At 69.8% G+C, this 14,360-nt stretch carries 11 protein-coding genes; 6 read left to right on the plus strand and 5 right to left on the minus strand.

The genetic code is table 11. From position 1 onward, the window contains the following. The first annotated feature begins 23 nt into the window (after positions 1–23). The 6 genes from KBX71_RS02775 to KBX71_RS02800 all read left to right on the plus strand — a co-directional run bounded on the left by KBX71_RS02775 (position 24) and on the right by KBX71_RS02800 (position 7,534). On the plus strand, positions 24–1,667 hold the full coding sequence (locus tag KBX71_RS02775) for a class I adenylate-forming enzyme family protein (RefSeq protein ID WP_210816364.1): 1,644 nt from the start codon (positions 24–26) through the stop codon (positions 1,665–1,667). Next, positions 1,667–2,935, plus strand: coding sequence for a beta-ketoacyl synthase (locus KBX71_RS02780; protein WP_210816365.1), 1,269 nt, complete (start codon positions 1,667–1,669; stop codon positions 2,933–2,935). The genes KBX71_RS02775 and KBX71_RS02780 overlap by 1 nt, the downstream gene beginning before the upstream one ends. Before the next feature lie 37 nt (positions 2,936–2,972). Then, positions 2,973–3,866 carry an alpha/beta hydrolase gene (locus KBX71_RS02785; protein ID WP_210816366.1) on the plus strand — a complete coding sequence of 298 codons (894 nt, stop codon included), beginning with the start codon at positions 2,973–2,975 and terminating at the stop codon, positions 3,864–3,866. Between the two features lie 20 nt (positions 3,867–3,886). Continuing rightward, on the plus strand, positions 3,887–5,548 hold the full coding sequence (gene menD, locus KBX71_RS02790; RefSeq protein ID WP_307846936.1) for a 2-succinyl-5-enolpyruvyl-6-hydroxy-3-cyclohexene-1-carboxylic-acid synthase: 1,662 nt from the start codon (positions 3,887–3,889) through the stop codon (positions 5,546–5,548). A 43-nt stretch (positions 5,549–5,591) separates the two neighbouring features. Next, entirely contained in the window at positions 5,592–6,656 is a 1,065-nt protein-coding gene (locus tag KBX71_RS02795) for a methyltransferase (RefSeq protein WP_210816367.1), read from the plus strand. 62 nt (positions 6,657–6,718) lie between these two features. After that, positions 6,719–7,534, plus strand: coding sequence for a maleylpyruvate isomerase N-terminal domain-containing protein (locus KBX71_RS02800; RefSeq protein WP_210816368.1), 816 nt, complete (start codon positions 6,719–6,721; stop codon positions 7,532–7,534). A gap of 508 nt (positions 7,535–8,042) precedes the next feature. Here the strand turns inward: KBX71_RS02800 and KBX71_RS02805 are convergent. The 5 genes from KBX71_RS02805 to KBX71_RS34390 all read right to left on the minus strand — a co-directional run bounded on the left by KBX71_RS02805 (position 8,043) and on the right by KBX71_RS34390 (position 14,359). After that, the gene (locus KBX71_RS02805; protein WP_210816639.1) at positions 8,043–8,891 is read right to left on the minus strand and encodes a glycine betaine ABC transporter substrate-binding protein; all 849 of its coding nucleotides are present in this window, start codon (positions 8,889–8,891) and stop codon (positions 8,043–8,045) included. A gap of 117 nt (positions 8,892–9,008) precedes the next feature. Next, complete coding sequence (locus tag KBX71_RS02810) at positions 9,009–9,902, minus strand: proline/glycine betaine ABC transporter permease (protein WP_210816369.1); 894 nt, start codon at positions 9,900–9,902, stop codon at positions 9,009–9,011. Further along, on the minus strand, positions 9,899–11,146 hold the full coding sequence (locus tag KBX71_RS02815) for a glycine betaine/L-proline ABC transporter ATP-binding protein (protein WP_307846937.1): 1,248 nt from the start codon (positions 11,144–11,146) through the stop codon (positions 9,899–9,901). Before KBX71_RS02815 ends, KBX71_RS02810 begins: the two co-directional genes overlap by 4 nt. 616 nt (positions 11,147–11,762) lie before the next feature. After that, positions 11,763–12,281: a SpoIIE family protein phosphatase gene (locus tag KBX71_RS02820; protein WP_210816371.1), complete on the minus strand. Its 519-nt coding sequence runs from the start codon at positions 12,279–12,281 to the stop codon at positions 11,763–11,765. Positions 12,282–12,487: 206 nt separating this feature from the next. Further along, the gene (locus KBX71_RS34390) at positions 12,488–14,359 is read right to left on the minus strand and encodes a glycoside hydrolase family 15 protein (RefSeq protein ID WP_210816372.1); all 1,872 of its coding nucleotides are present in this window, start codon (positions 14,357–14,359) and stop codon (positions 12,488–12,490) included. Position 14,360 lies beyond the last annotated feature (1 nt).

The raw sequence follows: 14,360 nt of genomic DNA on the forward strand, positions 1-14,360 counted from the left end.
GACATCTTCCAGGGAGCCGAGACATGGACGTTAAGAGAATGCGGACCGAGCTCGCCGCGGATCCGGCGCTGGGCACCGGAAACCTGCTGACCACGCTGATCGCGCGTGGTGAAGGGCTGGACGATCCGGCGCTGACCTTCGACACCGCGGTGGACGACCACCCGTCCTGGCAGCCGATGTCGCTGACCGAGTTGGAGCATCGGGTCACCGCCCGAGCCGCCGAGCTGCACCGGCTGGGCATCAGGCCGCGGGATCCGGTGGCGGTCTACGTCCGCGCCGCGGCCGACCAGGCGCTGTGTTTCCTCGCGCTGGCCCGGATCGGCGCCGTTCCGGCCCTGATCAACGGCAACCTCGGCAGTGGTCTCGCCGCCGAGTACATCCGAAAGCGGCTGGCCTCGCCCGTGGTCATCACCGACGCGGCGCACCGGCAGGCACTGCGCGACGAAGGGCTCGCCAGCCAGTCGATGGTCGATGTCGCGACGCTCGGCGCCGGCGACCCGCGGCTGGCGCCACCGCCGTTCCAGCACCACCCCGACGATCCGGTCGTCATCACCCACTCGTCCGGGACCACCGGTCTGCCCAAGGCTGTGGCCCACTCGCACCACAGCCTCTTCGCGGCCGTACGGCACCGCCTGACCCTGCCGAAGGCGGCGGCGCTGGACCGGATGCTGGTGATCCTGCCGCCCGGGCACGCGGCCATGGTGATCGCGCTCAGCGTGGCGCTGTGCAATCACGTGGAGCTGGCGTTGTGCTCCCGGCAGAACGGCGCGTATGTCCTCGACGTGATCGAAAAGTGGCGCCCGATCAGCGTGCTCGGCTTCTCGGCGACGTGGTCGGACCTGGCCGGCGTTGACCTCGCCACCCGGGACCTCAGCTCGGTGCAGGCCTGGTGGAACACCGGGGACTGCGCGCACGAACCGCACATCCGTCACCTCGTCGGCGCCGGCCGGCGGTACGTGATGACGAGCGAGGGCGTGACCCAGAAGGCCGGTTCGGTCTTCATCGACGGGCTCGGCTCCTCGGAGATGGGTCATTCGCAGTTCTTCATCACGCACACCCCGGACACCGATCGGTACCGGCGTTGCATCGGCCGGCCGCACGTCTACACGGACGCCGTGGTGTACGACGACGAAGCCCGCGAGCTACCGGCCGGGCAGGTCGGTCAGCTCGGCATCAAGGCGCCCACCCTCTCGCTCGGCTACTGGAACGACTCGGAGCTGACCTACCGGACCCGCCGCAACGGCTACTTCCTCACCGGGGACCTGGTCTTCCGCAACGAGGCGGGCTACTTCTTCCACGTCGACCGGCTTGTCGACGCGGTCGACATCGGCGACGGGAACTGGGTGTACACCGCCCTCGCCGAGGAGCGCGTCCTGGCCGCCTGCCCGGAGGTGCTCGAGTGCACGGTGGTGGCCGTCGGTGAGCCCGGCGAGGTCCGTACCGTGATTCTGCTGACGCTGCATGACGGCGGCGAGCCGGAGCCGGACCTGGTGGCGAAGGTGACCGCGGCGCTCGAACCCGCGGTGGCGGCGACCGTGGCAGGCGTACTGACGGCCGGCGACGGCGTGCTGCCGTTCGGTGCCACCGGCAAGGTGCGCAAGGCGTTGCTGCGCGACCGGCTTCTGAGCGGGGAACTGCTCGGCACAGCCGCGGCGGTGGTGCGGTGATGAGCGCCCGTCCCGTCATCACCGGCATCGGTTTGTTCACCCCGGTCGGGCGTGCCGTCGATACGGTGTGGGATGCCGTCTGCGCCGGCAGGTCCGGCATCCGGCAGGTGCCCGCCGACCATCGGCTCGCCCCGGCCATCGAATACGCCGGCTTCGCGCCGGAGATCGACGCGTCCGAGGTGCTACCCCCCGCCGAGGGTCGGCTCGTCGATCGGTTCGTGCTGATGGCTCTCGCCGCCGCCGCGGACGCGATGGCCGACGCCGGGCTGACCGTCGGCACCGACGTGGATCCCGACCGGGTGGCCGTGGTCGTCAGCAGCGGTGCGGGCGGCCTGGACATCTTCGAGGAGCAGAGCCACGCGTACGCCGCCCGCGGCCGTACCGCGGTGAGCCCGTACATGCTGCCGGGCTTCCTGGGGAACATGGCAGCGGCCCGCATCGCCATCCAGTACGGAGCGCACGGCTTCAGCTCCGCCATGTCGACGGCGTGCTCGGCCGGCGCCCACGCGATAGTGGAGGCGTTCCGCCTGATCGCACACGGGGACGCCGACATGGTGATCTGCGGAGCGTCCGAGGCGCCACTGAACCCGACCGGCTCGCTGAGCTTCCGGCACGGCGGCGCGCTGGCGACGCGGTGGTCGGATCCCACCGCCGCGAGCCGTCCCTTCGACGTGCGCCGCAACGGTTTCGTGCTCGCCGAGGGCGCGGGCATCCTGGTGGTCGAGCGAGCCAGCGACGTGGACGCCCGGGGCGCGGCCGGATACGCCGACCTGCTGGGCTGGGGTGTCACGACCGACGCGTACCGGCCGACGACGCCCCTTCCGGACGGCGCCTGCGCGGCCAAGGCGATGGCGGCGGCCCTGCGTCGCGCCGACCTCCCACCCGGCGAGGTCGACTACGTGAACGCGCACGGAACCAGCACCAAGCTGGGTGACGTGGCCGAGGTCAAGGCACTGCGCACGGTCTTCGGCGCGGTATCGCCGGCGGTCAGCAGCACCAAGTCGGTGACCGGTCACCTGCTCGGCGGATCGGGTGCGGTGGAGGCCGCGATCACGGCGCTGGCCGTGTCCCGGGGCGTGCTGCCGCCGACGTACAACCTGGACGAGGTCGACCCCGAGTGCGAGGCGGACCACGTACGGAAGCAGCCGCGCACCGGCCGGGTGCGCAACGCGATATCGAACTCCTTCGCCTTCGGCGGCCACAACGTGAGCCTGCTCATGGGTGAGGCCAGCACGCGCCGTCATCGCACCGCGGTGACCGACGGCTGACCCGCGCCAAGCCCGACATCCTGAAGGAGCCGTCACGATGGCCAGCAGACTACTGACCGCCTCGTCCGTCCGGACGGGCCTCAACATCGCGTCCTGGATAGCGCCGGCGCTCGCCGGCCACGGCGCGTACGTCACCTTCTGCAAGACCTGGAAGCGGGCGAACCTGCGGGTCACCGAACAGGAGGTGCACGCGTCGGCCATCCGGGACGTCGTGGCGGTCAGGGGAAAACGGGTCGTCACGTACCGCTGGGGTGACGGCGTGAAGCCGGTGCTGCTGCTGCACGGGTGGCGCTCGCGGGCGTCACGGTTCGCTTCCTTCGTACCCCAACTGCTCGCCCACGGGTACAGCCCGCTGAGTTTCGACGCCCCCGGCCACGGCCACTCGGGCGGCGAGGCCACCACCGTGGCGGAGTACGGCCGCGTCATCGACGAGGTGCAGCGGTGCTTCGGAACCTTCGAGGCGATCGTCGCCCATTCGTACGGCGTGCAGTGCGCCCTGCTCGCCGTACACAACGGCGTGCGGACCCGGAGACTCGTGGCCATCAGCGGTGTCGCGGACCTCGGGTTCCTGGTCGACGAGTTCCAACGGCGGCTGGGGGTGAACGAACGGGTCGTGCGCAGCCTGCACCGGCGCGTCCAGCAGGAGGTCTTCTCGGCCGGGCAGGGCGGCGGGCCGCGGTCGCCCGGCGCGCGAGCCGAGGCCGCCGTCCCGATGCTCGTGATCCACGACGGCTCCGACACCACGGTCGGCATGGATCACGCGAACCGGCTCATCGCCGACTACGCCGGCCCGGCCCGGCTGCTCGTCACCGACCGGCTGGGCCACCAGCGCATTCTCATCGCCCGTGAGGTGGTGCAGGCGGTGGTCGAGTTCGTGGACGAGGCGCCGAGCCAGGCGTCGCTGGCTCTGGCTCCCGAAGCCGACGACTGATCGTCTCCGGAAAGGACATCGTGCACTTCTCGGATCCCCTGACCAGCACCGTCGCCGACGAACTGGCGCGGTGCGGTGTCACCGACGTGGTCGCCTCGCCCGGCTTGCACTCCGGAGTGCTCGCGCACGCCGTCCACCAGTGCCCGGGCATGCGGCTGCACGTACGTATCGACGAACGGTCCGCGGCCTTCCTCGCGCTGGGGCTCGCCCGGGCGAGCGGCCGCCCCGCCGCCGTGGTGTGCACGTCGGGGACGGCGGCAGCCAACCTGCATCCCGCCGTGCTGGAGGCCCGACACAGCCGCGTGTCGCTGGTCGTCATCACCACCGATCGGCTGCCCGCACTGCGCGGCACGGGAGCCAACCAGGCGACCGACCAGGTACGGCTGTACGGGACGGCGACGCCCCACTACACCGAACTGAACACCGAGCCACCCACCACGGCCACGGTGCGGTACTGGCGATCCGCGGTGTCCCGGGCCCTCGGCAGCTGTGCCCACGGGCCGGTGCATCTCAACATCGGCCTGCACGAGCCGTACGACGCACCGGCCCCACTGCCGGACGAGGCTGCCCTCCTGGCGTCGGCGCGCCCACCGGGGGAACCCTGGACCCGGGTCCGGCATGCTCCGGAGGCGCCGCGCACGCTGGACGTGCCCGCCCACGGGGTGATCGTCGTCGGCGACGGCGCGAGCGATCCGCACGCCGCTGTCACCTTCGCCGAACAGGCCGGGTGGCCGTTGCTCGCCGAGCCGCAGACCGGTGCGCGCTACGGTGCCAACGCCATCCGGACGTACGGCGACCTGCTCAGCCATCGGGAGTTCCGAAAGGGGGCCGAGCCGGAGATGGTGATCACCATGGGGCGGCCCGGCGTCCACCTCGCGGTTCTCGACTACCTTGGTCAGGCCCGCGACCATCTCGTCGTCGATCCGTCCGCTGACTGGGCCGACCCCACCCGCGGCGCCACCGAGGTGCTGTCCCGGCTCGGTACGCCGATGCTGCCTGACCAGGATCCGGATTGGTTGCGCCGGTGGCAGGACGCCGACAAGGCCGCCGGTGGCGCGCTCGACGTGATGCTGGACCGTACCGATCTCAGCGAGCCGCGCATCGCCCGCGACCTGGTGGCGGCGATCCCGGACGGGTCGCTGCTCTTCGCCGGCTCCAGCATGCCTATTCGCGATCTGGAACAGACCATGCGACCGCGTCAGAACGTCCGGATCCTCGCCAACCGGGGACTCAACGGCATCGACGGAGCGGTGTCCAGTGCGATCGGTGCCGCGCTGGCGCACCAGGCGCAGGGCGGCGGCCGAGCCTACGCGCTGCTCGGCGACCTGTCGCTGCTGCACGACCAGAACGGACTCATCACCGGCCTCGGCTCACCGCGTCCGGACCTCACCATCGTCGTGGTCAACAACAACGGCGGCGGCATCTTCTCGCTGCTCCCGGTGCGGCGGCCGATCGACGACTTCGAGATGCTCTTCGGTACGCCGCACGGCGTCTCCTTCGAACAGGTGGCGGCAGCGTCTGGCTGGCCGTACACACGGGCCGCCGGCACGGCCGATCTGCTCGCGGTGCTCGACCAGCCCGGTCCACGGCTGATCGAGGTGGTCACCGATCGCCGGGACAACGCCTCGCTGCACCGGCGCCTCACGGTGGCCGTCATGTCCGCCGTCGGAGCGGCCCTGTGAGCGGGGCTCCCACTCACTCCACGTCTGCCCGCGGGAGGAAATGATGTCGCCTTTCCACGCTCAACCGGACCACACAGCGGCGGCGGCCCCGCCACGGGTACGACCGAGTGACGCCGCGCTGGTACAGAGCCTGCTCTCCGGAGCGTGGCTGGGCCAGGCCTGCTACACGGTCGCGAAGCTCGGCATCGCCGACCTGCTGGCGGACGGTCCGGAGACCGCGCCGAACCTGGCCGCGCGGTGCGGCGCCGATCCGGACGCGCTGCTGCGCCTGCTGCGGGCACTGGCTTCCGTCGGACTCTTCACCCAGCGGGGCAGCGAGACGTTCGAGCTCACCGGCGCTGGCTCGCTGTTACGGAGCGACGTGCCCGAATCCGCCCGGGCCAGCGCCATCATGCTGGGCGAGGAGGTGTTCCGCTCCTTCGCCGAGCTGCCGCACGCGGTCCGGACCGGCACCCCGGCCTTCGACCAGGCGTACGGGCAGCCCATGTACACCTACCTCGCCACTCACCCCGAGGTCGCGCGTACGTTCCACACCGCCCTTGGCAGCCATCGGACGGTACCCGCCGCCCTGTCGCGGTGTGACGTCGGCGAGGTCAGCACCATGGTCGATGTCGGTGGCGGCGACGGCGCGCTGCTCGCCGCCCTCCTCACCGGCCGGCCGGAGACCCGCGGTGTCCTGCTCGAGCTGCCCGAGGCGATCCGGCAGGCGAGCACCCGCTTCGCCGAGGCCGGTGTCGCGGACCGGGTGACACTGGTGGAAGGCAGCTTCTTCGACCGGGTGCCCGGCGATGGCGATCTCTACCTGTTGGCGCGCTGCCTGCACAACTGGAGCGACGACAAGTCCCTCGCCATCCTGCGGACCGTACGCGAGGCGATGCGACCCGGAGCGCGCCTGGTGGTGCTGGAGAAGGTGGTCCCGGACGGCCCCGGACCGAGCCAGGCCAAGATCTTCGATCTGCTCATGCTGGCCATGGTGGAGGGGCGCAACCGGACCGACAGCGAGTACCGGGAGCTGATCGGCCGCAGCGGCTTCGATGTGATGGCCGTACACCCGGCGTCCCGGCACGATCCGCGGGCCGAGAGCGCGATCGAGGCCGTCGCGGTGTGAGACCCGCAGCAGTCGATGATCAGGCGATCGGTGTCCGCTCGACGAAACGATGGGGATGACTCATGCCAGAGATCAACGCTGTGCCCGATGCCGGACGAGCGGCATTGTCCGACGCGATCCGCAGTGGTGCTGTTCGCGCGGCAGCGGTGATCCGGGCCGCTAAGTCTCCGGACGCCATGGTTCCCGGGCTGAGCTGGACCGCCGGCGAGACCGCGGCGCACCTGGTGAACGAGTTCGTCGACTACACCGCGTACGCGCAGGGACGGAACAACCCCGCCGCGGGCGACCACCCGTCGCGGCGCAACACCGACGCGAACGCCGCGCAGTTGCGTACCGATCCCGATCGTGACCTCGCCTCGCTGGCCGATCGGCTGCTGCCGGCGGTGACGGGATTCCTGGCCGTTGAGCCGCCGGCGCAACCGCTGATCGTCAGCAACGGCCTCGCGTTGAGCTGGTCGACGATGAGCTCGGCGCTGCTCGGCGAACTGGTCGTGCACGGGCTGGACATCGCGCGGGCGAGCGGACAGCCGTGGCGCATCGACCGGTCGGACGCGTTGCTGGTGCTCGACGGCGTACTGACGATGATGCCGCGATACCTGAACCGGAAACGCGCCGCGAACGTCCGCGCGAGCATCGAGATCAGGTTGCGTGGCGGCCCGCGCTATCTGGTGGAGATCGACCACGGGACCGCGGTGACCGGCAGGTCGACCGCACAGGCCAGGCCGGACTGCTGGATCTCCGCCGACCCCGCCGCGTTCCTCAAGGTCGGCTTCGGTCGCACCGGCCAGTGGGGCCAGATCGCCCGCGGCAGACTGCTGGCCGGCGGTCGCAAGCCCTGGCTCGCCACCACCTTCGGCACTGCGGTCACCAGGCCATGAGCGCTCGCACCGGTAACCGCCACGATTGATCGATCAACGGGAGGCATACTGTGTGTGGAGTTGTCGGATAGGTCGGCTTCGCCCGTGACCTGCGCCGCGAGGGCGCGGTGCTGCGGGCGATGACGGCGACGATGAGTCTGCGCGGGCCGGACGCCGAGGGCGTGTGGCTCGACGAGGATGCCGGCCTCGGGCACCGCCGGCTCGCCGTCATCGACCACCCGTATCAGCGGACGGTAGCCGCGCCACCCGCCCAGAAATACAACGGAGCCACTAACACTCTGCTGAGCGAGGGCGGTCCCGACGCTCCATTGGCGCTCGTCATCAGCGCTTTGGCGAACGACTGGGGCTTCGTTGCCTTCGGTGACGACAAGACCGGTCTGGGCTCAGATCAACAGCGCCGGTGCATGACCCACAGGGCTTCCATCTCGCCGGGGTTGTGCAGGCCGCGGCCTCGCGACCAACGACGAGGGGCCCTGCCGGTCCGGCAGGGCCCCTCGTCACAGAGGGCTCAGGAAAGCGTGTTCAGGTAGTCGGGGTTGGCCTTCAGCCACTCCTCGACGGCCTTCTCCTCGTCGCCCTTGTGGGTGTTGAACATCAGGTCCTCCAGGGACGCGAGCTGCTCACCGTCCATCTTGAACTTCTTCAGCATCGTGGTGATCTCGGGGAAGTCGTCGCCGAAGCCGGTCCGGGCGAGAGTGTTGATCTGCTCGGCCTGACCGAGGGTTCCCTTTGGATCGGTGAGGTCCTTCAGCTCGTACTTGGCGTAGGCCCAGTGCGGGTGCCAGAGGGTGACCACGATCGGCTTCTTGTCGGCGATCGCGCCGTCCAGGGCCGCCAGCATGGCCGGAGTGGAGGAGGTCTTCAGCTTCAGCTTGCCGTCCAGGCCGTACTCGGGGATGACCTTCTCCTGGGTGGCCTTGGTCAGGCCGGCGCCCGGCTCGATGCCGATGATTTCCCCGTCGAAGCTGCCGGCCTTGCTGGCCAGGTCGGCCAACGAGTCGACGCCCTCGACGTATTTCGGCACCGCGATGCTCAGGCTGGCGTCGTCGTACCAGACGCCGAGCTTTTCCAACTTGTCGCCGTACTTCTCCAGGTAGGAGGCGTGCGTCTGGGGCAGCCAACTGTCCAGGAACAGGTCGATGTCGCCGTTGGCGAGACCGCCGTAGACGAGACCGGCCTCCAGGTTCTTGAGCTCGACCTCGTAGCCCTTGTCCTGCAGGATGTCCTGCCACAGGTGGGACGCCGCGATCGCCTCGTCCCAGGCCATGTAACCGATGGTGATCTTCTTGCCGTTGTCGGACGCGTCGTCCTGCTCGCCACAGGCGGCAGCGCCGCCGAGGGCAAGGGCGGCGGTCATTGTGAGCGCGAGGGTGCGCTTCAGTGTCGTGAACAAAAGGGTTGTCCTTCCTCTTTCGGGTATGCCGGCGGACCCCGTGTACGCGGGAAAAAGGGGTTGCCGGCGGAGATTGATGGGTCAGGCGGCCTGCCGCGCGAGACGTTGCGCCCGGGCGGACGGGAAGCGGTCGCCCGCGGAGTCGGTGAGCCGGTCGAGTACCACGGCGAGGATCACGACGGCGATCCCACCTTCGAAGCCGCTGCCCACCTCGACCTGGGACAACGCGAACATGATCACGTCGCCGAGGCCGCCGGCACCCACCATGCCAGCGATCACCACCATGGACAGGGCCAGCATGATGACCTGGTTGACGCCGGTCATGATGGTGGGCAGTGCCAGCGGCAGCTTGGTCCGCAACAGCACCATCCACGGTGGCGCGCCGAAGGACTCGGCGGCCTGGACGATCTCCTTGTCGACCTGGCGCAGACCCAGCTCGGTCAGGCGGACGCCGGGCGGCATACTGAAGACCAGGGTGGCCAGTACGCCCGGCACGGTGCCGATGCCGAAGAAGAAGATCGCCGGAATGAGGTAGACGAACGCGGGCATGGTCTGCATCAGGTCCAGCACCGGCCGGGCCACTGCGGAGGCCCGCTTGTTCTCAGCGACCAGCACGCCCAGCGGGATAGCCATCAGCAACGCCAGAATGCTGGCCACGAGCACCTGGGCGAGCGTGCTCATGGTCTCCTCCCAGTACGGCATTCCGGCCACCAGGCCGAGGCCGACCGCGGTGCCGAGGGCGAACTTCCACCCGCGAAGCCACCAGCCGAGCCCGGCGAGCACCAGTACGACCACCACCGCCGGCACGCCGGTGAGCAGGTCGTTGAGAGGTCGCACCAACGCCTCGACCACTGCGGCGACACCGTCGAAGAACGGGCCGAGCGTCGCGGTGGCCCAGTCGACGGCGGACTCGGTCCAGGCGCCCAGCGGCACCCGGGGCAGCCAACTGTCCAGCGGTGACTGAGTCAGGCTCATGCCGGCTCTCCCTTCGTCCCGACCAGTTCCACCTGGTCCTGGTCCTGCGTCGGCTGGTCCGGGGTCGCGGCGGCCAACGCACTGAGCAGGGTGATCCGTGGGATCACCCCGATCAGTCGGTCGCGCTCGTCGAGAACGGCCACCGGGTGCTGACTCTCCGCGCAGTCGGCGAAGAGGTCGGCCACCGAGGTGTCCGCGGTGACCGTGCGGACTCGCTCGGTCGATACGTAACCGTCGAGGTGGGGGCGGCCCTCGCGGAGCGCCCGCAACACCTCGTCCTCGGTGACCGTGCCGAGGAACCGCTTCATCGGACCGGTCACGTAGACCACCGAGGTTTGGCTTTCCCGCAGCGCCTTCGCGGCGACCCGGGGACCGGCGTTGACGTCCAGCACCTGCTGGGGCTTCTCCATCACCGACGCGGCGGTGAGGATCCGGGTCCGGTCGACGTCGGCGACGAACTGCGCCACATAGTCGTTGGCCGGGTCGGTGAGGATCTCCTCGGCAGTGCCGATCTGGACGATCCGACCGTCCCGCATCACCGCGATCCGGTCGCCGAGCCGCATGGCCTCGTTCAGGTCGTGGGTGATGAAGATGATCGTCTTGCCCAGTTCGGCCTGCAGCTCCAGGAGTTGGTCCTGGATCTCCCGGCGGATCAGCGGGTCCAGTGCCGAGAACGCCTCGTCCATCAGCAGGATCTCGGTGCCGGCCGCGAGCGCGCGGGCCAGCCCGACCCGCTGCCGCATACCGCCGGACAGGTCGTGCGGCAGGTTGTCCGCCCACTCCGTCAGACCCACCATGCGCAGCGCGTCCATGGCCCGCTCACGTCGCTCTGCCTTGGGCAGCCCGGCGACCTCCAGCGCGTACCCGGCGTTCTCCAGCACCGTCCGGTGCGGCATGAGCGCGAAGTGCTGGAACACCATGCTGATCTTCTCCCGGCGCAGCTTGCGCAGCGCCGCCGGTTTGAGCGTGGTCAACTCGACCCCGTCGACCCGCACACTGCCCCTGGTGGGCCGCAAAAGGCCGTTGAGCATCCGGATCAGGGTCGACTTTCCGGAACCGGAGAGGCCCATGACGACGAAGATCTCGCCTGGGCGCACCTCGAAGTTCGCGTCGATCACGGCGGCCGTGGCCGGTAGCCCGGCCAGGGCCTCGCTGCGGGGCCTCCCGTCCGCCAGACGTCTTACCGCTTCGTCAGCTCGACTGCCGAATATCTTGTAGAGCGACTGCACTGTGAGCGCGGACACGATCCCCCCTTCGAGACGGAAACCGGTTGGCGTAACGCGCCAGTGGGCGCCCTCTTCGCGTCTCATCGTCGATATCAGCATCGATCACATTCAGCGGGCGCATAGGCCCGGCGGCGAAACCTACCTACGTCATCGCGACAAATCCAGTCGGCGCCGGAGGTTGTGGATATGCACACAAAAATTTGCAGGCACCGGTACCGAATTGGTCGTCCGCACATGTTGCGCGAGGCATCGCACGGACGGGTCCGACCGCCCGGGTTCCGTACGAGCTGCGCCGATCGTCCCGCTGGAGCGCGCCTCACCAGCGTTTCGGCGCCTAATCGGAGAGCAGTTCCAGAATTTGACGGATCTGACAAAGAACTGTCATGCAACTGTCATATTCCATGGCTGCCCGATCGCGTATTCTGCTCTGCGGGATAGTGCTGCGGCTCCCGATCGCGGCCCAGCCTCACGGAAAGCGCCTTCATTAAGGCGACGCTCAACTCATCGTGGGGAGTGAACGGGAGCGCGAGGGCTCGTTGCTACCTGACCACGGGCTGACGCTCGACAAGCAGGAGCGCGATGTCGTCGTGCGGCTCGCCACCGACGTGTCGATGCACGGCGTCCCAAACGGCGTTCAGATAGTCGTCCACTGACGGTTCGGCCAGACACGCGCGTAGCGCGCGCAGCGGAAAGAAGCGCCGCTGACGGCGGGGTGGCCACAGTTGACGGTCCGAATCTCGTCGCCACGAAGTTCGACCAGAACCGCGGTGACGAACGTCGAGCCCTTGGCGGGCATCGGCTCCCGCGCGACGAACTGGTCCAGGTCGCGCGCCACCTGCGCCAGGTCCGGCCGGACGATCGCCGACTGCCGGAACGCCCCCGTCACCGCCGAGGCCAGCCGCACGGCCGCGACGCCCTTGCCGCAGACGTCGCCGATGATGATGATCGTGCTCACCACTGCCACCCGCAACAGGTGGTCGAGGCTGCCGAGCAACCCGCTGGGCAGCCCGGCCGCGACCGCCGCCGTGGTCGCGGTGGCCGACACCGCGGTGGTACGGCGCGGTGTTTCGACGGCCGCGGCGAACAGCGGGGCCGGCGGGGGTTGTCGTGTGTTCGGCGCGGTCAGCCAGAGGATCGAACCGCATGACTGCAACCATCCGCACTGTCATCCGACGTTGAGGCCTGCGGGTCGAGCTGACGGGAGCGCCGCAGCCGCTCCCACCGCGCCGCCCGCTCGGCGGTCAGCGTTTCCGTCCTCACCTGCATGAGCGACCCAACCCGACTTTTACGTGTATCCGTGCATCCATTCCTGGTGGAGCTGTACGTGGAAGCCGACACTCCGTCGACCACACCTGAGGTTCAACTGGTCGACGACCGGTCCGCGGATGGCACGTCTCCATTTCGCCGGGGACGTGGCATCCGCCGGCCAGGAATCCGCTGACGGTTGGCGCTGGCCGAGGTACGCGTGGTGGCGCCGGTCAGCAGCCGAGCCGAGTTGACCAACCCCACCAGGCTGAACGCCTGCGGAGTGTTGCCCAGGTGGCGTCCCGTGACCGGGTCGCACTCCTCGGCGAGCAGGCCAACGTCGTTACGCAGGGCGAGTAGTCGCACGAACAACTGCTGCGCCGCTTCCGTACGGCCGATGCCGTGCAGCGCGTCGACCAGCCAGAAACTGCACGCGAGGAAGGCTCCTTCAGTGCCCGGGAGACCGTCGTCGCTTCCGTGCTCGGGGCGGTAGCGCAGCACGAGACCGTCGTCGCAGAGGTCCCGCTGCACGGCCTCGACGGTGCCCACCACCCGCGGGTCGTCCCAGGCAAGGAAGCCGACCCGCGGGATGAGCAGCAACGCGGCGTCCAGGGCGGGCTGGCCGTACGACTGGGTGAAGGTGTTGCGGACGCTGTCGAAACCGTGCTCGCACACCTCCTGGTGGATCTCGTCGCGGACCGCCCGCCACCGTTCGACAGGGCCGTCCAGGCCGTGCTCCTCGACCGCCCGGACCGCCCGGTCGAAACCGGCCCAGGCCATCACCTTCGAATGGACGAAGTGTCGCCGTGGGCCGCGGACCTCCCAGAGCCCGTTGTCCGGCTGGTGCCAGGCACCCTCCAGGTGGTCCAGCAGCGCCCGCTGTACGTCCCACCCGGCCTCAGTCGCGGCGATGCCCGCCTCCCGGCTCAGGTGCAGCCCGTCGAGCACCTCGCCCCAGACGTCCACCTGAAGCTGGTCGGCGGCGGCGTTGCCCACCCTGACCGGCGCCGCCCCCTGGTAGCCGTCCAGCCAGGGCAGTGTGCTCTCCGGTAGCCGGCGGGTGCCGTCCAGCCCGTACATGATCTGCAGATCCGCCGGATCTCCGGCGACGGCTCGCAGCAGCCAGTCCCGCCAGGCCCGCGCCTCGTCCACGTACCCGGTGCCCAGCAGTGCCTGCAGGGTGAAGGTGGAGTCGCGCAGCCAGCAGTACCGGTAGTCCCAGTTGCGGGGCCCGCCGGGTTGCTCCGGCAGCGAGGTGGTGGCCGCGGCCACGATGCCGCCGGTCGGCGCGTACGTGAGGGCCTTGAGCAACACCAGGGATCGTCTGACCTCGCCCGCCCAGCGCCCCTCGTAGTCGCAGCGGGCGATCCACTCGTGCCAGAACCGTTCGGTGCCGTGCAGCGCGCGGCGGGCGTCGACCGGCTTCGGTGGTGGTTCGTGTGAGGGTCGGTGGGTGAGCACGAAGGCGACAGACTCTCCTGCCGCCACCGTGAACTCGGCCGTCGTCGTGCCGTCGCTGGTGGAGAGGGGCACCTCGGCGTGCAGCCAGGCGGCGTCCGGACCGGCCACCGCCGCCAGGTCGTGCCCGCGCTGACGGATCCACGGGGTGATGTGGCCGTAGTCGAAGCGCAGCCGCAACCGCATGGCCATGGGCACCCGCCCGGAGACGCCCTCGACGACGCGTACCAGGTCGGCCGCCTCACCCCTGGGCGGCATGCAGTCCACGACCCGGACGGTGCCGTCCGGCGTCTCCCACTGGCTCTCCAGTACGAGGCTGTCCTCACGGTACCGCCGACGGGTGGCCGGGCCGCCCTCGGCCGGGCCCAACCGCCAGTGGCCGGCGCTGTCGTCGTGCAGGAGGGCGGCGAAGCAGGCCGGTGAGTCGAACCGGGGCAGGCACAGCCAGTCCACCGACCCGTCACGCGCGACGAGGGCGGCGGTCTGCAGATCGCCGATGACGGCGTAGTCCTCGATCGGTGCGGGCACG

This window comes from Micromonospora sp. D93, assembly GCF_018070365.1.
Lineage (GTDB): Bacteria > Actinomycetota > Actinomycetes > Mycobacteriales > Micromonosporaceae > Micromonospora > Micromonospora ureilytica.